The sequence below is a fragment of the Nostoc sp. DedQUE12b genome (assembly GCF_034530835.1).
Classification (GTDB): Bacteria; Cyanobacteriota; Cyanobacteriia; order Cyanobacteriales; family Nostocaceae; genus Nostoc.
This window is the reverse complement of sequence record NZ_JAVRCI010000043.1, coordinates 1-21689: the sequence shown is the minus strand read 5'-3', so window position 1 is coordinate 21689 and position 21689 is coordinate 1. Positions and strand designations below refer to the sequence as shown.

Genomic DNA, 21689 nt, shown 5'->3' with positions numbered 1-21689 from the left:
TGTCATTTGTCATTGGGCATTGGTTATTAATTCTTCTACTTCACTTCCTCACTCAGCACTCAGCACTCAGCACTAATTAAAGATTTTGGCGGCGAAACTCGGCGGGAGTGAGGCGCATGGGTTTTTCTGGGTTCCAGATTCCTTGCCCCATGAGTCTAGCCCATTGTTGGGCACGTTCTAAACGCAGGTCATACTTATGGTTAGGCGATCGCCCTACAAACATTGCATTCCCTTGTTTAACTAACTCTTCATTCAATAACACCTTATTTTTCCACACATAAGCTAGAGTTCGCCCAATTTTGTCTTTCGCTTCTAAATCAAACTCCAGCGTTACCGATTGTTCTACACCACCAATTAGATTCTCTAACTGTTCTTTTGCTGCTTCCCCCCAAGGGCGCTGTCGCAAATCTGGTGCATCAATACCCACTAACCGCACTTGGGAAATCAAATTTGGTTGTTCAGCCATGCCCAAAACTTCCAAACTTTGCCCACTAACTACCCGCGCTACTTTCACCTGGGCTTCATTGTTTGGCAGCTGGTTTTTACCTTGGCAACTCACCAACAGCAATAAAAAAGCCAAAATTGCTATTTTTCGCACCCACTCACCAAGGCGCACAGGCATTAGAAATTGGGTGATTTTGAATTGTTTATTCTTCATCTAGGGGTAAACCTGCTTTAACTCTCCCCTTAGCAAAATAGCGTCCAAACTGGAGTTCGTAGACTTCATCTTCGTCTTGCGTCTCCACTTCCAAGTCAGAACGGGGGTAACTCACACACAACAAGGCATAACCTTGCCGACGTAAATCTGGCGACAAGCCGATCGCCTCTGGTTGGTAAATTTCTCCTGATAACACTCTCACAGCACAAGCGGTGCAAGCCCCGTTGCGGCAGGAAAACGGTAGTTCCACCCCTTGTTTTTCGCCAGTGTGTAGGATGTAGCGGTCTTCTGGCACTTGTAGGGTGTATGTTTTGCCAGTGGCGCGATCGCGAACTTTAATTGTGTATGTACGGGACATCTGGATTTGCTTTATGGGATTAGGACTATCAGATTCAATCTAGAATATCTTTCTTTATCTTTGCATTTTCTGGGATTCTATAGTATGATCGTAACTTGTGACACCTGGAGAGGTGGCCGAGTGGTTTAAGGCGCAGACCTGGAAAGTCTGTTTAGGGAAACTTAACGGGGGTTCGAATCCCCCCCTCTCCGTTCTTAAACCTAAGTCTAAATATATAGTTTGAATATAGCCAAATATATTTAAGACTAAAAAAATTAAATATGATTTTCAAAAATCTTTGCAACATCAATGAATTATCTGTAGAGGCATACAGATGTACGCCCCTAATAGGTATTTCGTGAAATGGTATAACACCAAAAATATTAAATGTTAAGGCACCTCAATGGGAATCAAAGCATTTTCTGGCAAATAGTTGGAAAAACGCCCTTCATCTGCAAGCACCAAAATCAGACGCAGAGGATAATCTGGCGGAACTTGCAAGTCTGCCCACGGTACTGCCAACTCTAAACAAGTATTTAAAGCTACTTGAGCGCGACTGAAACGGGGATACCATTGATGATTGTCTCCCGCTTCCCGAAACTGAATCGATTGCGTCAGCAAGTTAACTTCTAAAAGATGGTGGAAATGGTAATTAAGTGGGGCTGCATCTGGTACATCTGCCAAGGGAATTGGGCTGTTAACCATTGTTTTTTCTGGATAGAACCACAGCAAATTCAATTCTGTTGGCAAATCCCGTCCCGGTGCAGCGCCACCTTTAAAGTCTAGCCGCAAATAGAAATTTAAGTGATCTACCCCATACCAAAGTCGCTGGATAACACTGCTGTTATGCATCGTCCCCCGCGCCCCACCGATTTCTATGCGTCCAGCTTTGTCCCAATCTTGTTCGTCACCCTTACCATCGATGACGGGATGAATAAACCCTTGTGGGGTATGGTTTGCCTGGGCTTCGTGGATTTCCACTGGTTGCTTGAGATAGGGCGGTACAGGTTCATTTAATGCCTTGTAAATGCCAAACAGATGTTCTCGAAATAACCGATCAAAGATGGCATCTTGATTTGAGGAGTGTCCTGCACCAAACCACCAAAACCAGTCGGAACCCTCTGCGGCATACAATGCTTCCCAGGCTTCGGGGTTATTTTCTTCCGTCGCTTCGGGATGACTTGCAAGCATTTTCCTTGCTTCTGTCAAGTAATCCCAAGCACGATTTTTGGCGGGATCGCCGATCCAAGTGGTGAAGCTGCCATCTACCCAAGAACCACTATGTAATTGCCCTCCGGGGATGGTGGCTGTGGCTGGAAATTCTTCTAGAAATTCGGAGACAGTGACGAGTTTGAGGTGGGGTTCGTCGCTTAAGCTTTGATATAAAGCTTCTAAGAAAGGTTTGCCATCTTGGGGATAAAATTCCCAGCAATTTTCTCCATCTAAGGCGATGGTAACTAGCCAAGGTTGTTCGCTATGACTATCTCTTTGCTTTTTAGCGATCGCTTGCAAATGTCCCACTAAATCTGCTGCTGCCTTTTTTGCAGGCATTGCACCATAAGTAAAACCAATCAAGTCTGATAATCTGTGGTCGCGAAACACAATTGACAAGTCACCCTCGGCGGTTTGCAGGCGATAGGGTCGATACAACAATTCTGGTTGCTCCACATTCCCCGCCCCATCCCGATGAAAAAGGTGTTTCAGCGTCCACCCTAAGACGGCTTCATCTGAGCATATCCACTTATATCCTTGGTTAATAATATCTGGAAGTATTGCTGGACTTACTGATTGTTCTGAAGGCCATAAACCACGAGGTATCTGCCCAAAGCGGTCTTTATATAAGTCCCAAGCTTTCCGCAAGTGGCGGGGGATATCTTCTGCCCATTGAAAGCGTTGCTTCGGTAGTGTCATATTGGGCACAGCTACCCGACCGGAGTTAGTATCAGCTAGCAACGGTAAAATCGGGTGAGTATAAGGCGTGGTGGTAACTTCTAGCTGCCCCGCTTCCTGCATTTTCCGATGTTGGGGGATAATCCGGCTCAAGATTTCTCGCTGTTTGGAATAAATGCGCTGGCGATCGCTTAAAGTAAAATTCCGTCCCTGTTTTAACCAAGCAGCAATTTCCGGGTCATCCCAAAACAGCGGATCGATCCAAGCCAAATTGTGCCAAGCTAGCAAATCGCCATAATCTGGCAATTCCCAATTTGCTAAACACCAAGCTTGCCCCTTATCCTGTCTTTGCTGGTACAACTCGGCATAGCGGGGATGCGGATCGATCAGGGTATGGTGATTAGCATCAAAAAAGTGTTGGATAATAAATTCGCGCTGTTGCTGGGTAAGTTGCTCATCCGGTGTCAAACTGGCTGTGAGATAAGGGTCAAAAGCAGTACCAGCAATATAATCTTCGAGTTGCAATATCAGCGATGGAACTAAATTTACCGTTTGGTGTAACTTAGGATACCGCTCTAAAAGCAATACTAAATCCAGATAATCTTTAGTTCCATGCAAACGTACCCAGGGAAGACGGTACTGCTGACTCGGAGATAGCGAAACGCCGCTGCCAGGGGACTTGTACAGCGGCTGATGTTGATGCCAGATAAAAGCGATGTAGAGAGGATGGGACATAGAAATAGTTAGGAGTTAAGAATAAGGAGTTAGGAGTTGATTCAAACTCATAACTCCTAACTTCTAACTCCTAACTTTTACACCACTTGCTCAATTTCTGCAATTTCGGGAATCATTTCCTTGAGGCGGCGCTCAATACCCATTCTCAGGGTCATTGCAGAACTGGGGCAAGAACCACACGCACCTTGCAGGCGGAGTTTTACAACAGGCCCATCGAGTTCTACTAGTTCCACATTGCCGCCATCAGACATGAGATAAGGGCGCATTTCATCTAAGACTGTTTCAACGTTGTCAATTGTGAGTTCCATAGTTTAGACCTGCTAAGTTAATGATGGACATTGGGGATGGGGGATTGGGCATGGGGCATGGGGCATTAATGATCTCTGTGCCAAATGCGCGGTTACTCATTAACCATTATCCAAAATTTTATTTTTCAGCTTTGTTAAATCGATCCTAAATCTAATTGCCGCTAGATTGTCAGGTGTCAGTTTTTAATAACTTTTGACTAAACCACTGCTGATTTTAGCAACTTGATATTAGATTAGCTGAACAATTTATCGTGCAAGCCCTCCTACTCTACTTTAGCGGTTAAAGTCCTGAAGAGAACGCCAGGAGGTGACGGATAAGGAAGGTTTTTTCCCAATCCCCATGCCCAATATGGTTATTAAATAATAATTACTAAAAAACTTTCAAGTTTAAAACTCAAAACCCAGTACTGGTAATCTTCCAAATGACCAATGACTAATGACTACTGACTAACATTCAGCACTACTTGTTGAGTCGCTATCATTAGACGAAACCATGACTGGTTGTTGATATAGTGGCACGGTGAATGTGACTGTTGAACCAAGTCCTTCGCCCAAACTATAAAAATGTACTTCACCGCCCATAGCCTCCACTAGCTTTTGGGATATTGCCAGTCCCAAACCTGTGCCGCCGTACTGGCGAGTCCGGGAGCCATCCACCTGAGAGAATAATTGAAACAATTTATCTTGTTTATCTAAGGAAACACCAATACCAGTGTCTGCCACACGTACTCTCACCATGCCAGGAAATTGCTGCTCTTGAAAGTTCACCTGAAAATTCGCCTTTTTGAGTACTAAATCAGCGCTGACAGTGACGCCACCCTCATGAGTAAATTTAATGGCATTACCTACCAAATTGAGCATCACTTGTAGTAAGCGTTGGTAGTTGCTTTGGACAATGATTTCATCGGAGGTAGCAGGCATTTGCATCTGAAAGCTGAGGTTTCTCATTTCTGCTTGGGGACGCATGAAACCTTCTACATGACTGAATAGCTCATCTAGCTTGACTGGAGCGTAAGCTAGCTCCATTTTACCAGCTTCGATTTTGGCAATGTCCAAAATATCGTTGATGATATTCAGCAGATGTATCGATAAGTGGTGAGCTTCTGCTAAAAACTGATTTTGTTCTTCTGGATCGTCTGCCATCCCTTCCAAAATCAGCTTCAAAAAGCCAATCATACCGTTAAGGGGGGTACGAATTTCATGGGATACATTAGCTAGAAACTCACTTTTGAGGCGGGAAGCTTCTTCGGCTTTTTGACGCGCTATTTCTAATTCTTCATATAAAGTAGCATGAGCGATCGCAGTTCCCAATTGATCTGCTGCTTCTTTTGCCAGTTCTAATTCCGATTCTGTTAATGTATAGCATTCATCCTGCCAATTCAAGGCAACCAATCCATTAGCTTGATCTTGATAGCAAGTCGCAACTACTAAAGTTTTCTGCCGCCCAGACTCTTTGTATCCAGGCACTTCCATCGTAACTGGTTCTAGGGTTGCCAAGGCTTGAGCAAAGGCAGGCTCAGAAGCTATATCTATATCCAAGCCAAGCATTGATTTGAGTTCTGGCTGGCGATACTCAGCCTTCACCTGCACTTTTGAGCTTGAGGGCTGATAAGGACAAATAATGCAGCGTTCTAGCCGCAGTGCTTTCCCCAAACTGTCAACTGTTTGCTGCCAAATAATATCTAAATCTAATGTCCGGCGAATATTTCTGGTAATGCGATTTACCAATTTTTGGTGTTGCTGCGATCGCAAAGCCAACTCTATTTGTGTGGGCGTTTTTGATGCCACGCGCGCTTGTTTTTTGTTGAGTGTCGCTTGTATTAAGCGTCCCATCACTAAAACGGTAGTGGCAGTGGTTCCCAAACTCGGCATAATCGGACTGATCGCTAAGTCCAACTCAAATAATTCTTTCTGATAGCTAAACCAACATTGAAACCTTTCTGGCACCAAACTTGTCAAAATTCGGTGCAATCGTTCCAAATAACTAACCTTATCCACTGGGGCAAAGGTTTGAGTCTGGTTCAGCTCGTCAACTATTTTTTCAGTATTTAACCCCAGGAGTTCGCTGTACTGCCAACAAAAGGTCAGATAGCGCCCTGCCCCATCTTGTGTATAAACTAACTCGGCTCCTAGAGTTGGTAATGAGCCATCAGTCTTACTGGTAATAGATTCCAGATTTTGGGAAAATACATTTGACAATTGGGAATTGGCAGTAATAGTCATTAATTGAGTTGGATAGACAAAGGGTATCCGACCGTAATTTTACTAAAGCCGCTGAAATTTATACATAAATTTTTACAGCTTTTTTGCGTTTGATGGGGTATTTTTTGGTGTTCTGAAAACCAGATTGGCAAACTTTACTTTTTTTAACTTGCATTGACAGTTAAATAATGGCAATGGCGTTAATCGTTCCATTCACCGCGAGGAGGAACAGGAGTACGCACAGGTGTACGCGTTAGTTCGTCATCTCTAAGGAGTTCACCCCGTAACCACTGGCGAATCGCCACCTCAATTACTTTACTTGGGTCATTGGTGAGATGCTGAATTTGCTCTAGTAACTCGGAGTCTAGGCGGACAGCAATTTCTACCTTATCGGCTGGTGTATTTTCCGCTTTGGTAGTTTTCTCTCTCATATTCATAGGTTTATATACTCTGAATGCTTTGAATTGGTTTTGTCTAAAGCTTTGTAAAGTAGTTATATTCATTATTTGGGCTAATTCGCTGAAAAATTTTCAAGGGCACAGTTAAATACTTCCCTGAAATAGCACCAAAGTAACAGCTTTAAGTTTTAAATCGCATTTTTCATATAACTGACTAGACAATGGCTCTAGAAGTTTTGCCGATGAACCAGCGATTATGAGCAATTACTAGTTGCAATTGCCCACGATCCCCACACGATCCCTACATGTACTTATTTACATTTATTGTACGCTCCTAGCTGTTGAATACTAGCAGCGACAAATAGACTTTCATAATATTCTTAAATGTCCACCTATTTAGATCGAAAGTTGAAGATGTAGTGAAGATGGGCAGGAGGCAGGGGAATAATAACTCTTAACTCCTCACTCCTCACTCCTAACTCAGCACTCAGCACTCAGCACTCAGCACTCAGCACTAAAAGCAGAGCGTCTTGGCAAAGAAAGCATTAAAATACATTAAGTAAATTGCCCTTTTAACTTTGGTTGCTGCTAAGGCAAAGATAGTATATGACTGACGTTCCCGCAGTTCGCATTCGCAATTTTTGTATTATTGCTCACATCGACCACGGGAAATCAACCCTTGCCGATCGCTTGCTACAAGCTACTGGCACTGTTGAAGACCGACAGATGAAAGAACAGTTTCTCGACAATATGGATTTGGAACGGGAGCGCGGCATTACAATTAAGCTGCAAGCTGCCCGAATGAACTACACAGCTAAAGATGGTCAGCAATATGTACTGAACTTAATTGACACTCCGGGGCATGTGGATTTCTCTTATGAAGTCTCCCGCTCTCTTGTTGCTTGCGAAGGAGCGCTATTGGTAGTAGATGCGTCCCAAGGTGTGGAGGCGCAAACTTTGGCTAATGTATATTTAGCGTTAGAGAATAACCTGGAAATTATCCCGGTTTTGAATAAAATTGATTTGCCGGGGGCTGAACCAGAACGGGTAATTGGCGAAATTGAAGAAATTATCGGTCTAGATTGCAGTGGGGCAATTCTAGCTTCTGCTAAAGAAGGAATTGGGATTGATGAGATTTTAGAAGCAGTTGTCGAGCGGATACCGCCACCGCCAAATACGATAAATGAACGCTTACGAGCGTTAATATTTGATAGCTATTATGACAGTTACCGGGGAGTAATTGTGTATTTCCGGGTGATGGATGGCACCGTGAAAAAAGGCGATCGCATCCATTTAATGGCATCGGGTAAAGAATTTGAAATTGATGAATTAGGCGTTCTTTCTCCGACTCAAAAGCAAGTTGATGAACTGCACGCTGGGGAAGTAGGCTATTTGGGAGCGGCAATTAAAGCTGTAGCTGATGCACGGGTAGGAGACACAATTACCCTCAGTAAGGCGAAAGCAGAGTCACCCTTACCAGGTTACGCAGAAGCGAACCCAATGGTTTTTTGTGGGATGTTCCCCATTGATGCCGATCAATTTGAAGATTTGCGGGAAGCCTTGGAAAAGCTGGAACTCAACGATGCAGCCCTACACTACGAACCCGAAACTTCCAGCGCGATGGGGTTTGGCTTCCGTTGCGGATTCTTGGGTTTGCTGCACATGGAAATTGTTCAGGAACGTCTAGAGCGAGAATATAACCTGGATTTAATCATTACAGCCCCCTCGGTGGTTTATAAGGTGATTACTGTCAAAGGTGAGGAACTGTACATCGATAATCCTAGCCGTTTACCTTCTCCCAACGATCGCGAAAGAATTGAAGAACCCTACGTCCAAGTAGAGATGATTACCCCGGAAACTTATGTTGGCACCTTGATGGAGTTGTCACAAAATCGTCGGGGCATCTTCAAAGATATGAAATATCTCGCCCAAGGACGAACCACCCTTACTTATGAGCTACCTTTGGCGGAAGTTGTAACTGACTTTTTTGACCAGATGAAATCGCGATCGCGCGGTTACGCCAGTATGGAATATCACATCATTGGCTACCGTGAAAATCCTTTGGTGAAGTTGGATATCATGATTAACGGCGATCCCGTCGATTCCTTGGCGATGATTGTGCATCGGGATAAAGCTTACAACGTCGGGCGGGCGATGGCAGAAAAACTCAAGGAACTAATTCCCCGCCATCAATTCAAAGTGCCAATTCAGGCATCTATTGGTAGTAAAGTTATTGCCAGCGAACACATCCCCGCTTTGCGGAAAGATGTGCTAGCCAAATGCTACGGTGGTGACATCAGTCGGAAGAAAAAACTTTTGCAGAAGCAAGCAAAAGGTAAAAAGCGGATGAAATCTGTAGGTACTGTAGATGTACCCCAGGAAGCCTTTATGGCAGTACTGCGCTTGGATCAAAGCTAATTTAAGAGTGTTTATTCAAAAACAAACGGTTCGGTTAAAGGGGAAAGGGTAAAGGGGAAAGGGGAAAGGTTTTGAATGCATCCTTTACCCGCAAACCCATTTCCCAGACCACAAGGAAAGTGAAAAATTCCAGCATCTTTTCAGAAATAGTGGTAACTTGCTGTTGGTATATTTTCTAAGGTAGTGGTAAATATATAGTGATAGCAGAAACTGAAACCCTTGCTAGATAAGGACTGACAAGAGAAAAATCACTACTTTTATACCACTACCCAAAATATCATGAGTCGCAAGCAGGCCCAAGAAAAACTCTCTGAGGCAGAGCGAAAATATCGCACTCTAGTAGAACAAATTCCGGGCGTTGTATATATCTCACCGATTAATACCACTGCAAATGAAGCCTATATTAGTCCGCAACTGCAACAATTATTGGGCATTGCTCCCGAAGATTGGAATTCTGGTTTATTCAATAGTTGGTTAGATTACACTCATCCAAACGATCGCGATCGCCTTTGGCAAGCTGTAAATACTACAATCGCTACCGGAGAGCCTTTGAGGATTGAGTATCGGATGATTAGGCGCGATGGCAAAACAATTTGGGTACGAAACCAAGCCAATCTCGTTTTTTGTGCCGATGGACAAACTCAGCTACTTCAGGGTTTAGTATTGGATATTAGCGATGTCTATGACGAGCTTTGTTTACGCAAACAAGCACAAGAGAGCGAAGAACTTTATCGTACCATCCTAGAAGATCAAACAGAATTGATTGCTAGAGGCTTACCAGATGGCACTTTTACCTTTATCAATGAAGCTTACCGTCGATTTTTTGGACTGGAGCGAGACAAAATTATCGGTCAGCACTACAAACCTGTTGTGTTTGAGGAAGACCAAGAACGTGTTTTTAGTCTGGTAAATTCCATTAGCTTAGAAAATCCCGTTATCACAATTGAAAATCGCGTTGTAGCTTGCCAAGGAGTACGGTGGACGCAGTGGATTGTTCGAGGGATATTTGATGACCAAGGTGCGATTGTAGAACTTCAATCTGTTGGACGAGATATTACCGATCGCAAACTGGTAGAACAAGCTTTAAGTGAAAATGAGCAAAAATTTCGGGCGATCTTCAATCAAACTATTCAGTTTATCGGATTGCTTCAGCCAAATGGAATTGTATTAGAAATCAACCAAACAACACTGGACTTTGCTGGGATTAATCGAGAAGAAGTAGTTGGCAAGCCTTTTTGGGAAGCAAAGTGGTGGAGAATTTCTCTAAATACTCAAGAGCAATTAAAAACTGCGATCGCATCTGCTGCTAATGGTGAATCGATTCGCTATGAAGTTGACATTGTAGGTAGAGATGGTCAAGCGATCGCGATTGATTTCTCACTGCGTCCTATACTCGATCAAACTGGGTATATTACCCTACTGATCTCAGAGGGACGAGATATTACTGCATATAAAGTAGCGCTTCAGGAACGCCACAAAGCTGAAGAGGCATTGCGCTCGAGTCAAAACTTTTTACAAAAGGTTGCTAATACCGTACCGCATATTTTATATCTATTTGACCTCTTAAAAGGAACAAGCATTTATCTTAACGAGAAAAGTGTGAATATTTTAGGCTACTCTCCAGAGGAATTTTGTAACGCAGATCCGCAGTGGTTCATGAATTGCTTTCATCCAGACGACCGATACCTCTGCAATGACATAGCGAATCGCTTCGTCAACCTGAACGACAATGAAGTACTTTCCACTGAATACCGATTCCGACACAAAAATGGAGAGTGGCGTTGGCTAAATACACGAGAAGTCGTATTTACCAGAGATGCTAACGGCACTCCAACGCAGATTCTTGGTTCGGTAGAAGACATTAGTACTCGTAAAGAAGCTGAAGTGATGTTGCGACAGCAAGCAGAGGGAGAACGGTTAATTACTGAAGTCACTCAACAGATTCGGCAATCACTGAATTTGGAGGAGGTTCTGAATACAACAGTAAATAGTATTCGCCAGTGTTTAGGTTCAGATTCCGTAGCTATCTATCAGTTACAATCTGACGGAAGTGGGAATTTTGCGGCAAAATCAGTGGGTGATGACTATCCTCAGAGATTAGAACTGACAATGCATCCATTTTCGCTCAAACAAGATTTTAGCGACTATTACCAAGGATTACCTAAAGTCTTTCATAATATTCAGAAATCTGATTTTTCAGCCGAGGTTTTTGAGTTATTACAACTCTATCAAGTTAAGGCGGCTATAATAGTGCCGATTTTGAATGAAGAGCATCTGTGGGGTTTACTTATTGCTCACCAGTGTACTGCACCTCGTTATTGGCAAGCATTTGAAGTGAATTTGTTGCAGCAATTGGCTAGTCAAGTAGCGATCGCTATTCATCAATCAGTACTCTACCAGCAAGTGCAAACTGCCAATGAAGAATTACAAAGATTAGCTACTCTAGATGGTTTGACTCAAATAGCCAATCGCCGCCGATTTGATGAGTATCTTGAAACTGAGTGGCAGCGACTCAAACGCGAGCAATTGTCACTGTCTTTAATTTTGTTCGATGTCGATTTTTTTAAACTCTACAATGATACTTATGGTCATTTAGGAGGGGATGATTGTTTGCGGCAATTAGCAAGTGCCCTCAAAAATATTGTTAAGCGTCCAGCCGATTTAGTCGCTCGTTACGGTGGAGAAGAATTTGCTATCATTCTGCCTAATACAGAGATTCAAGGAGCAATCTATGTAGCGCAAACTATTCGACAAGCAGTGCGCGACTTAGCCATTCCCCATGCTCAGTCTCGCGTGTGCGATCGTGTTACGGTTAGTCTAGGCGTTGTTAGCATTGTGCCAAATTGCGAAATTTCGCCGCCAGACTTGATTAATGCAGCAGACAAAGCACTTTATGTAGCCAAACAGCAAGGACGCGATCGAGTTCATGCCGTTTCCGTCGTTGTCCCTTCTTGACACCTGAGTTGCGAAGGGGAGGCTCAATTGTTCTGATTACGAATTATTACTATACCTTGCTTTTTATCATTAGCCTACAGTTGATAACCTTTAACAAAATCACTGTTAAAAAATCTAAAAATTTTAGTAAAAGTACTCACTACATTGGCCAGACTTGTATTTTTAGGTAAATGTAGTTTGTTAGATATTTATAAAGTGTTGGGGAGTCTAGTAGATGAAGATATTGGTACTGAGTTGGGAGTTTCCACCAAGGATTATTGGAGGAATTGCGCGACATGTGGCGGAGTTGTACCCGGAACTGGTAAAGCTAGGACATGAAATTCACCTGATTACAGCTGAGTTTGGTCACGCATCGATGTATGAGGTTGTTGAAGGAGTAAAGATACATCGAGTGCCAGTGGCATATAGTAACGACTTTTTCCACTGGGTAGTGAATCTCAACTTGAGTATGGGAGATCACGGTGGTAAATTGATTTTAGAAGAAGGGCCCTTTGATTTAATTCATGCCCATGATTGGTTAGTCGCAGATGCTGCGATCGCTCTCAAGCATAATTTTAAAATACCACTAATTGCCACAATTCATGCTACTGAATACGGACGCTACAACGGTATTCACACAGATATCCAAGGTTATATAAATGGCAAAGAAATCTTGCTAGCTTACAATGCGTGGCGGATTATTGTTTGTAGCGACTATATGCGCCAAGAAGTAGAACGAGCGCTCTACAGTCCTTGGGACAAAATCGATGTCATTTATAACGGTATCCGAGCCGAAAAGAAACAGCATCATACAGATTTTCATGCTCTGGATTTTCGCCGCCAATTTGCCGCAGACGAAGAGAAAATAGTTTATTACCTCGGTCGTATGACCTACGAGAAAGGTGTACCTATATTACTTAATGCCGCACCCAAAATCCTTTCAGAAATGGGAGGTAACGTGAAATTTGTAATCGTTGGTGGTGGCAATACTGACCATCTCAAGCGCCAAGCCTGGGATTTAGGCATTTGGCATCATTGCTATTTTACCGGTTTTCTCTCCGATGAATACTTAGATAAATTTCAAACTGTCGCTGACTGTGCGGTTTTTCCGAGTCTTTACGAACCCTTTGGAATTGTGGCTTTAGAAAGCTTTGCTTCTCGCGTACCTGTAGTAGTTTCTGATACTGGTGGTTTTCCAGAAGTAGTGCAACATACCAAAACAGGCATTGTCACTTGGGTGAACAATCCCGATTCTTTAGCTTGGGGAATTTTGGAAGTGCTGAAAAATCCAGGTTATCGTCAATGGCTGGTGGATAACGCTTATGAGGATTTAGAGCGCCGCTTTAGCTGGCCGAAACTCGCCAAGCAAACAGAGCAAGTATATCAGCAAGTTGTGCAAGAGCGATCGCAAATACCCTGGTAATATAGCTCCCCGATTTCTTCAAGAAGTTGGGGAGCTAAAATTTTATTTGAACTTGCATAAATCCTTAATCAACCTTTGATAAGTTTACAACTGGTACTGCTGCAACTAAATGGTGAAAACAATTTAATCGGCGTTGCCAGTTGTTCAGAATATTGGGTAACTATTCCCAGCAACTACGGAAGCATCTGGACAGTGACAACCAATACCTAATCTATTTTAAATTTCATCTGGCCAGAATTAAACGCTACAAGCAATGTAGAGATTTTTGCACAGTAACGCAGAGAATTAATGATTACTCTGCGTTATTTTGCGTTAACAAACAGTACAAGGTCTGTACGCTGGAAATTCCACCCGATCTAGTGCCACAGTTAAGCTAGTGCGCATCTAAATTGCACATTTTTCGTTAAAACTGTCCTAAGTCAATTGGTTATTCACAACAACTGATAAATGACTAATGACAAAGGACAAATTTCACGAATAAATAAGCAATTAAAATGCGTCACAGCCTAGCAATAATTGCAGTTTGCTCTAGAAGTTTAGTATGACAAAGGCATTCCCAAGCATAGCAAGGCGCTTGAAAAGTACAGGAATCAAGTTGTTGAAGATGGGAACCTTCCTAATAACCCGTTTTATTGCAAGCTGGAAACGCTTCTTCCTGGGTGATACTGTTGATGTTCGCCCCTCCACCTCTGGCTCCTTTGATGTCCGTCCCTCTTTAGCGGGTCCAGTCTTGAGTTTGGGTGGAGGAGGCCCCGATGTCGATGATGCTATTCAGTGGATGATTAACCAAGTTAGGGGAGGTAGTAACTCCAGCACTAAAGTTAATGTTGTAGTTCTCCGCACTAATGGTAATCACGATTACAATCGGCTAATTTATGCCATGAAGGGCGTAAATTTTGTGGAAACTCTTCTGGTTAGGGATAGACAAGAGGCAAACAAAGCTGAGATTTATGAAAAAATCCGAAATGCTGATGTAGTTTTCTTTGCTGGCGGGGATCAATGTCAATACATCCGCAACTGGAAAGATACCAAACTTGAGGCTGCCGTGAAGTCAGTTTACCTGAAGGGAGGTGGTATTGGTGGCACTAGTGCAGGTGCAATGATCCAAAGTGATTGTGTCTATGATGCTTGCGCTTCTTCCGAAAAAGGCATTGAAACTAGAGACGCACTCGAAGATCCCTACCGAGACATTACTTTTACTTACAATTTTTTCAATTGGAGTAATTTGAAGGGAACTATCGTAGATACACACTTTGACAGACGGGAAAGAATGGGTCGAATTATGACTTTCATTGCCCGTCAAATTAAGGATGGTGTATCTAGCAGTGTTTTAGGTATAGCGGTTAGTGAAAGTACGTCGGTTCTTGTGGATAAAAATGGTTTAGTGAAAGTTATGGGTAGAGGTGCAGCATACTTTGTACTTGGCAATCATCTGCCAGAAGTATGCGAACCTCGAAAGCCTTTGACCTTTTCCAATTACAAAATTTGGAAAGTTCGCAGTGGCGACACCTTCAACTTAAGAAACAGACCAACTTCTGGGTACTATCTCAGGAGTGTCAAAAGGGGACGGATTGATTCAAATCCCTATTGAGTGAGAGGGGTGATTCATCCTATTTCAAACAGGATTTGTCAAGATCGTTAGCGAGGAAATTGTAAGTCAGAGTAACGATGAGATGAACATTTAAGCACTTAAATATCAGTAAAATAGTTCATTTTATCGGCACCCTGATAACAAAACAATCAATAAGACCTGCCTTGAAAATAGAGGCTGAAACAACGCAAAATCGTTCCCAGATCATTTTCATTGTTCCTTGTGAGCGCAGCTCATGGAGTCTCTTGCAAAAGTCCCTAATACCCCACCTCCAACCTCTCCCCGATGCTTTGGCTACGGTGTACACACAAGTCCTAAAAACCTAGCTTGATAAGACTTTCCTGTTTTTCCTCGTTCCCAGTCGGAGACTGGGAATGCATTCATTGAGTCAGAGACTCAATATCTGACTGGAGGCAGAGCCTCTAAATCAGGCATTCCCATGCTCTTCATGGGAACGAGATCAACGAGAAAACAATGGAAAATCAAGCTTTTTTCGACTTGTGTGTACACCGTAGCGATGCTTTGGGGAGGGAAGCGTTGGCGTTAGCAAATGCGGGGTGAAGGTCTTTATTTTTGATTTATGCAAGAGGTCTAATTTTTAATTGCTAGAACCCTTGATTTTTAAAGCTCTTTGGGACAATGAAACAGCCCTGCTATTGAGTCGGGAACGTAAAACTCTAACGGAAATCGCGAAAATTGTAGGGCTAGATAATCATCAACCATTACACTATTTTTTACCAGAATCACCCTGGATGTAAAAGAATTAAGGAGGCAAAGATTAGGTTTAATATTATATATACTTCAATGTCGTCCAATAATACTAATTATTGATGAGACAAGGGATAAGAAAAAAGCAAATACGTTTGAACTAACACACTCGACACATCTACCATCTTCTAATTTTAAAAATAGCTTTCAGGAGCTTTTAGCTCACTTTGATAAGAGAGGGTTAAATAAAAGTAATTTTAGAAAAGAATGTCACAGAACCTGAGCTTCGGTTTTGCTCGGCTCAACCTAGCATATATAAGATTTTGAAAGTAATTTCGGGCAATATTAAGCGCTGATGGGTTGTTGTTCAGATTCAATTAACTGATTATTAGGTACATCAAATCTAATAGTACTAGCTGCCCAGTCTTTGAAATCGGGTGCTAGCCAAACTAACTTACGCAGAATTTCATCATTGACCCACAAGACTAAAGGAAAGTGAAACTGTTTCCGAAACTCATCTCGCATGATATTGGTACTAATAATAAGTTGGTTAATTGCCACTACAGATTCTAAGCCTCGTATCATCAGAGCTTCTGGTTGAGTAGTACCAATTTTACTTCTAATAGCTGTGTATAATTTATCATCAGTAGGTGAGAGCAAAATTTCGTGGATATCTGCTGATGAAAATTCTGTTAGCAAATTCAACACTTGCTCCTGCTTTTGAACACTGTTACAACAAGCCAATAAGAGTGAAAACTGTCCACCAGAAACCATCATCGCCCTTGCCAGCCTCTTAGTAGCTGCTGTGCTGCTAACTATGCCGTTTTCTGAATTGGTTAAGCCGATCATTAAAAACACCCTTCTTTTTATTTTCAAGCATATTCAGTGATTCTACCCTATTAATTTTTATTCAAAAGTGTTAATTGGGTAACTTTGATGACTTGTCTCTGTAATATTAAGCATTATATAACGAACAAGCAGATGGTGCATTATCTGATATTCACAATTGAGAGATAATGTAAAGATAATATTAACACAATGCCAGTAATAGGGGACAAGCGAAGAATTAACAATTGAATTATCACCGGATTTTTATAGATTTTTGCATCTGCTAGGAGGTAAGTAATTTTTTCTGAGTTTCCAGTAAAAAAAATACTCAGCAAAAGTCTAACAGTAAATGTTAGCAAGTGGCAAAACTTATAGCAGTTTTCAAATGCGCCCCTACTTAAACATTAGGTTTTCCATGTCACTTTTCTCCTGTGGTCGCACTATAACTTTGCTTCACGCTAACACCAGTTACCTACAGCGGTAAACCCCCTACAGTGAGAGTTAACTGTATCACCGTCTCTTCTCAACAAGCCATCTGGGGAGGGATATTGAGTGTGGAGTAGTAAAATAGTCTCAACACAAGATGCAGAAATCTTGTTGGATTAAAGCTAACTCACCCGTTTGATAGAACTGTGGATTGAAGATGTCGCTCCCTTAGTGGAGGACAGGGAATATTTAGCTTTCTAAGATCAGTTCAGAACATCTGAACTATAACAACAAGTTTGGAATTTGCTCCATTGCTCCATTGTTCGGGGTTGATAGCCAATAACAAATGTATGTAAATATTTATTTATTTTTTTGAAAACTAATTAGGAATATTACACCATGCTATTTAAAGATCGCAGGTTTGCGGGTCAAGTTTTGGCTAAGGAGTTAATCGCTTATGCTAACGACCCAGATGTTCTGGTGTTAGGGCTACCAAGGGGTGGTGTACCCGTCGCCTTTGAAGTTGCCAAAACGTTAAATGCCCCCTTAGATGTTTTAGTGGTACGTAAATTGGGTGTACCCGATCAAGAAGAACTAGCGATGGGAGCGATCGCTTCTGGTGGTGTGCGGATAGTCAATAAATATATTATCAGCCTGGTGAAGATATCCGATGAAGTAATTGCCAGAGTGGCGCTACAAGAAGAACGGGAGTTAGAGCGGCGGGAACGGCTTTATCGCCAAAATCGCCCCTTAAGAGATTTACAAGGACGTACAGTCATCTTAGTAGATGATGGTTTAGCCACTGGTGCAACGATGTGGGCTGCTGTTGTAACTGTGCGAAAACAGCAACCTGCTCAGATTGTGATTGCTGTGCCTGTGGCTGCACCTGAAACTTGCCAAGAGCTAGAAACTGAGGTAGACGAAATCGTTTGCATCTCCAAACCCAGCCCTTTTCAGAGCGTTGGTCTTTGGTACGAAAGCTTTCCTCAAACTACCGATGAAGAAGTCCGTGACTTACTCGCAAAAGCGGCAAAGAACGGTGAAGCAATACCTCTTGGTATGTAGATAAAATTTCAGTTTATGAGATGGTTTCAACTCACCAACTGAAGTTTTAATGGGACAGAACTCAAATGGCGTGATGATAGCGGTTCGGATTAGTTATGTTGCCGATACAAAAACGTCGATCGCGTATACAAACTAATTGATATGGTTAAATAATGCTGAGTTCATCTGAAACAGCACCCATGTTTCACGAGTCATACTCAATAATCCCCAGCAATAAATATGTCTGAGATTCAAAACAAAGTGGTAATCATCACCGGAGCCAGCAGTGGGTTAGGTGAGGCAACTGCGAAGCGACTTGCTGCTAGTGGAGCTAAACTGATGCTGGCTGCCAGACGCGAAGATCGGCTCAAAGATTTGGTTGCAGCGATCGCTAAATCAGGAGGGACTGCAACCTATCAAGTCACAGATGTAGCAGACCGCGCACAGGTGGAAGCCTTAGCCAAGGAAACTTTGAGTACATACAGCCGGATCGACGTGCTAATCAATAATGCCGGGTTAATGCCGCTTTCTCCCCTCGACCAAGTAAAGGTGGAGGAATGGGATCGGATGATCGATGTGAACATCAAGGGCGTCCTTTATGGGATTGCTGCCGTGTTACCAATTATGCGTCAGCAAAAGTCTGGTCACGTCATTAACCTATCGTCAGTCGCCGGACATAAGGTGTTTGCGGGATCAGCAGTCTACTGTGCCACTAAGTACGCAGTGCGGGCGATTTCTGAAGGGCTGCGGTTAGAGTCAAATGGTGAAATCCGTTCGACTAATATCTCACCAGGAGCTGTTGCCACCGAGCTGGCTAACACGATTACCGATACAGACACAGCAGCGGGAATTAATCAACTTTATGAGATCGCCATTGATGCAGATGCCATTGCCCGTGCGATCGCATACGCCATTGAGCAACCCAGTGATGTTGATGTGAATGAAATCATCATCCGTCCGACACGTCAAGAACTTTAAATTTCGGCTTACAGAGCAAGCATTCGGCTCAGATAGCCAGACAATATCTTGAACACGCGAGTAGAGAATTTCGCTTAAAAAAAACTCTGTGTCCCTCTGCGTTTAAAACGTAACGATTTGTCAGCAAAACTCTACTAAATTGTCAGTGTTAGATTAATAAGTCCAGTTTTGCTTAGTCTGTAAGCTATAGGTTCCATCTTTCACATTTACCCGCTCAGGAATCAGATTTAAATCTCTAAATATATTTGCCTGATGCTGTAGAGCAGTGAGCGATTGGTCGTCAATCGGGATGATGGCGCGTTCGGCGCTACGTTGCTGTAAAGTTCCGACAATAGATGGATCGATTTCATGGTGTTCTGCCATTCGTTGAACCGCTTCTAATTCCTGTCTCTTAGCCCAAGCTCCAGCTTCGTTTACCTCTTCTAAAATCACCTTGAGTAGGTCGGGATAGTCGCGTACTAGCTCTGGAATCGCGTAGTAATAAGTCGGAACTTCCACAGAGGCTTTGTCACCAAATATGCTCTCTAAATCTGCAATCGATCGCCCTGGGTAAGCGCTTCGGGCAAGAGTAGCTGTATAGGGAACCCAAATCACCCAAGCATCGATTTCACCTCGGCGGAATCGGGGCAGCGCCTCCGGTTGTGTCAAATAAACTGGTTCAATGTCACTAAAATCGAGGCCGACTTTTGCCAGCGATCGCACAAGCACATAATGGGCGCTTGAGCCTTTGTCAAAAGCGATCTTTTTACCCTTGAGGTCAGCCAACGTCTGAATCGGCGAATCTTCTGGTACTAGAATCGCTTGACCTTTGGGAGCGGTATATTTTTCCTTAGCCACCCGCACAAATACGTGATCCGCCGCTTGAGAAAAGATGCTGGCCGTACCACCGCCACCACAGAAGTCAATCGTCCCGTTGCTGAGTGCTTCTATCAGAGAAGAGGCTGATAAAAAACTTGTCCAGGTGACACTCAGCCCATAAGGTTGCAAACGCGTTTCGAGCAAGCCTTGAGCGCGGAGAACTTCCAGATTTGTCATTCCCTCTGGATATCCTATTTTGAGTTGCTTGAGTCGCCGTGCTTGCTCTGCTAAGGGCGTATTGCTAGAGCGATCGGGACGGTTAGAAAACCAGCGATCCAAAACTACACAGAAAATTATCCCCCCCATAAACAGTCCCACAGCTTCCAGTAACTGAATTATGGAGCTTTTGGGTAGTTTAAACTGATTCACGAGAGTGGAAAGCTGATTGCCAGATTCAGAAGCGGCAACAGCATAACTGTCAAAAATTAGAGTCAAAACCAAAATCGAGACAAGTCCCAGGCAAAATCGAACTGCAAACCTGTAGGTAGCCGATCTCCGAGTGGCTGATCTGAGCGACCGTAAGATATTTTGACCTGTGCATCTACGCACAAAATCAATCAAACGGCTAATCATAATGACTCCTTTGTTGATGCTTGCAATGAATGGCGGCTTATATACGAGAATACAGCCAGAATGTTAGACTTTTTGGGGCTATTTATATATTATTAGGACTTATGCAAATCTTTTATTTGTAGGGCGTGTATGGCCTAAAGCATTTAAGAAAAGTGCAGCGTAACGCATTATTCCCACTACGGGTAGTTTTACTGTGTAATTTTGTACGATAAATAACTAAGTTGAAGAAATAAGAAGTCGAGTCATACCCGATTCGCGAAACTCGCGTCAATATTTCTCGATATTGTAGGGCTGATTACAAAGGTTGAGCGATCGCTAGTGTCGTTCATGAGATAGGTGTTGAGTGAGGAATGGTGATGGATTGGTTAATTGCAACAATTAAGATCGGGCTAGCTACTGCTGTGGCGACAACGTTTGACGACAATATTTATCTGACTGCTTTCTTCAGTGAGGTTAATCGGACTTTTCGTCCTCAGCACGTTGTGGTTGGTGAAATTATAGGATTCACGGCATTAGTAATTGTAAGTTTACTTGGTTTCTTACTCGGTCTAGCAATTCCGTCAACTTGGACAGGTTTACTGGGAATTCTGCCGATACTCATTGGCTTGAACAATTTGTTCAACTTGAATAAGGATGATTCAGACGAAGATAAGTCAGCTAATCTAAAAAGAAACTCTAAATTTAAAGGATTTGATTCCAGAAAGCGATCGCTTTGGGACTTAATCCGCGATCCCCAAACCTATCGCGTCTCCTCAGTAACAATTTCTAACGGTGGCAACAATCTTGGGATCTATATCCCCCTGTTTGCCACTAGCTCAATCCAAAATCTCACTGTAATCGTACCAGTTTGCTATTTCATTGTTTGCTGCTGGCTGTTTACGTCCTATAATTTAACTCGTCTACCTGGTATTGCTTTGGTACTCAGCCGTTATGCTCGCAAGATTTTCCCCTTCGTGCTGATGTGGCTGGGTTTCAGAATTCTGTTAGACAGCGAATCCTACCGTCTTTTTTTACCAAAAACTTGACAAAGAAAATTTAACGGTTTTTATCTTTAAATTATTAAATATTGAAGGTGTTCTGGTGATTAACCTTTGAAAAGTAGCTATGAATCACTTCAGATCCCTGCGGATGATAGCCGCCAGAGAACTTTTATAGGACATTTTAATATTTACTATGATGCGGTCATTGCGAATCTTCGTGATGCAAATTATATTCTAATATTTGAGCCAAATGACGCAAAGGATGAACTGAAATGAGCGGACATTTACGCAACTACAAACCTCAACACCAGGGCTATTAAATTCTTCACTATATATTTTGGTATTAGTATAGCCGTAGTCACACAGATTAGGACAGTGTTGATTGCTCAAAGTCTTGAAA

The 21689-nt window shown here is 42.7% G+C and carries 16 protein-coding genes, 1 tRNA gene and 1 pseudogene; 10 read left to right on the top strand and 8 right to left on the bottom strand.

What is annotated here, in order from left to right; all coding sequences use genetic code 11:
• Positions 1 to 76: 76 nt before the first annotated feature.
• Positions 77 to 658, bottom strand: a complete 582-nt coding sequence (locus tag RMY16_RS20260; RefSeq protein ID WP_322737915.1) for a thermonuclease family protein — start codon at positions 656 to 658, stop codon at positions 77 to 79.
• Complete coding sequence (locus RMY16_RS20255) at positions 648 to 1016, bottom strand: 2Fe-2S iron-sulfur cluster-binding protein (protein WP_322660395.1); 369 nt, start codon at positions 1014 to 1016, stop codon at positions 648 to 650. Before RMY16_RS20255 ends, RMY16_RS20260 begins: the two co-directional genes overlap by 11 nt.
• A gap of 106 nt (positions 1017 to 1122) precedes the next feature.
• On the opposite strand from RMY16_RS20255, the gene RMY16_RS20250 reads away from it, so the two are divergent.
• Positions 1123 to 1207: transfer RNA gene (locus RMY16_RS20250), tRNA-Ser, on the top strand.
• 178 nt (positions 1208 to 1385) lie between these two features.
• Here the strand turns inward: RMY16_RS20250 and RMY16_RS20245 are convergent.
• The 4 genes from RMY16_RS20245 to RMY16_RS20230 all read right to left on the bottom strand — a co-directional run bounded on the left by RMY16_RS20245 (position 1386) and on the right by RMY16_RS20230 (position 6567).
• Positions 1386 to 3620 (bottom strand): glycoside hydrolase, encoded by a 2235-nt coding sequence (locus tag RMY16_RS20245; protein WP_322737914.1) that lies wholly within the window; start codon positions 3618 to 3620, stop codon positions 1386 to 1388.
• Between the two features lie 77 nt (positions 3621 to 3697).
• Positions 3698 to 3928 (bottom strand): NifU family protein, encoded by a 231-nt coding sequence (locus tag RMY16_RS20240; protein WP_012408256.1) that lies wholly within the window; start codon positions 3926 to 3928, stop codon positions 3698 to 3700.
• 447 nt (positions 3929 to 4375) lie between these two features.
• Positions 4376 to 6151, bottom strand: coding sequence for a sensor histidine kinase (locus RMY16_RS20235; protein ID WP_322682542.1), 1776 nt, complete (start codon positions 6149 to 6151; stop codon positions 4376 to 4378).
• A 179-nt stretch (positions 6152 to 6330) separates the two neighbouring features.
• Positions 6331 to 6567 carry a hypothetical protein gene (locus RMY16_RS20230; RefSeq protein WP_094353260.1) on the bottom strand — a complete coding sequence of 79 codons (237 nt, stop codon included), beginning with the start codon at positions 6565 to 6567 and terminating at the stop codon, positions 6331 to 6333.
• A 567-nt stretch (positions 6568 to 7134) separates the two neighbouring features.
• Here RMY16_RS20230 and lepA point away from each other — a divergent pair.
• The 6 genes and pseudogenes from lepA to RMY16_RS20200 all read left to right on the top strand — a co-directional run.
• Positions 7135 to 8946: a translation elongation factor 4 gene (gene lepA / locus RMY16_RS20225; protein ID WP_322737913.1), complete on the top strand. Its 1812-nt coding sequence runs from the start codon at positions 7135 to 7137 to the stop codon at positions 8944 to 8946.
• 279 nt (positions 8947 to 9225) lie between these two features.
• Positions 9226 to 11901 carry a PAS domain S-box protein gene (locus tag RMY16_RS20220; protein WP_322737912.1) on the top strand — a complete coding sequence of 892 codons (2676 nt, stop codon included), beginning with the start codon at positions 9226 to 9228 and terminating at the stop codon, positions 11899 to 11901.
• Between the two features lie 214 nt (positions 11902 to 12115).
• Positions 12116 to 13303, top strand: coding sequence for a glycosyltransferase family 4 protein (locus RMY16_RS20215; RefSeq protein WP_322737911.1), 1188 nt, complete (start codon positions 12116 to 12118; stop codon positions 13301 to 13303).
• Between the two features lie 75 nt (positions 13304 to 13378).
• Positions 13379 to 13513, top strand: coding sequence for a hypothetical protein (locus tag RMY16_RS20210; RefSeq protein ID WP_322737910.1), 135 nt, complete (start codon positions 13379 to 13381; stop codon positions 13511 to 13513).
• Positions 13514 to 13844: 331 nt separating this feature from the next.
• Positions 13845 to 14894 (top strand): cyanophycinase, encoded by a 1050-nt coding sequence (locus RMY16_RS20205; RefSeq protein WP_322737909.1) that lies wholly within the window; start codon positions 13845 to 13847, stop codon positions 14892 to 14894.
• A 665-nt stretch (positions 14895 to 15559) separates the two neighbouring features.
• Positions 15560 to 15756, top strand: a pseudogene (locus RMY16_RS20200) (transposase); the annotation flags it as partial.
• Between the two features lie 191 nt (positions 15757 to 15947).
• Here RMY16_RS20200 and RMY16_RS20195 read toward each other — a convergent pair.
• The gene (locus tag RMY16_RS20195; protein WP_322737908.1) at positions 15948 to 16451 is read right to left on the bottom strand and encodes a hypothetical protein; all 504 of its coding nucleotides are present in this window, start codon (positions 16449 to 16451) and stop codon (positions 15948 to 15950) included.
• Between the two features lie 804 nt (positions 16452 to 17255).
• Between RMY16_RS20195 and RMY16_RS20190 the strand changes: the two genes are divergently transcribed.
• Positions 17256 to 17921, top strand: a complete 666-nt coding sequence (locus RMY16_RS20190) for a phosphoribosyltransferase (RefSeq protein WP_322737907.1) — start codon at positions 17256 to 17258, stop codon at positions 17919 to 17921.
• Positions 17922 to 18140: 219 nt separating this feature from the next.
• Positions 18141 to 18878, top strand: a complete 738-nt coding sequence (locus RMY16_RS20185) for an SDR family oxidoreductase (protein WP_322737906.1) — start codon at positions 18141 to 18143, stop codon at positions 18876 to 18878.
• 153 nt (positions 18879 to 19031) lie between these two features.
• On the opposite strand, the gene RMY16_RS20180 is transcribed toward RMY16_RS20185, so the two are convergent.
• The gene (locus RMY16_RS20180; protein WP_322737905.1) at positions 19032 to 20309 is read right to left on the bottom strand and encodes a sulfonate ABC transporter substrate-binding protein; all 1278 of its coding nucleotides are present in this window, start codon (positions 20307 to 20309) and stop codon (positions 19032 to 19034) included.
• Between the two features lie 356 nt (positions 20310 to 20665).
• Here RMY16_RS20180 and RMY16_RS20175 point away from each other — a divergent pair, with 356 nt between their 5' ends.
• Positions 20666 to 21334: a cadmium resistance transporter gene (locus tag RMY16_RS20175; RefSeq protein WP_322737904.1), complete on the top strand. Its 669-nt coding sequence runs from the start codon at positions 20666 to 20668 to the stop codon at positions 21332 to 21334.
• The last annotated feature ends 355 nt before the right edge of the window (positions 21335 to 21689 follow it).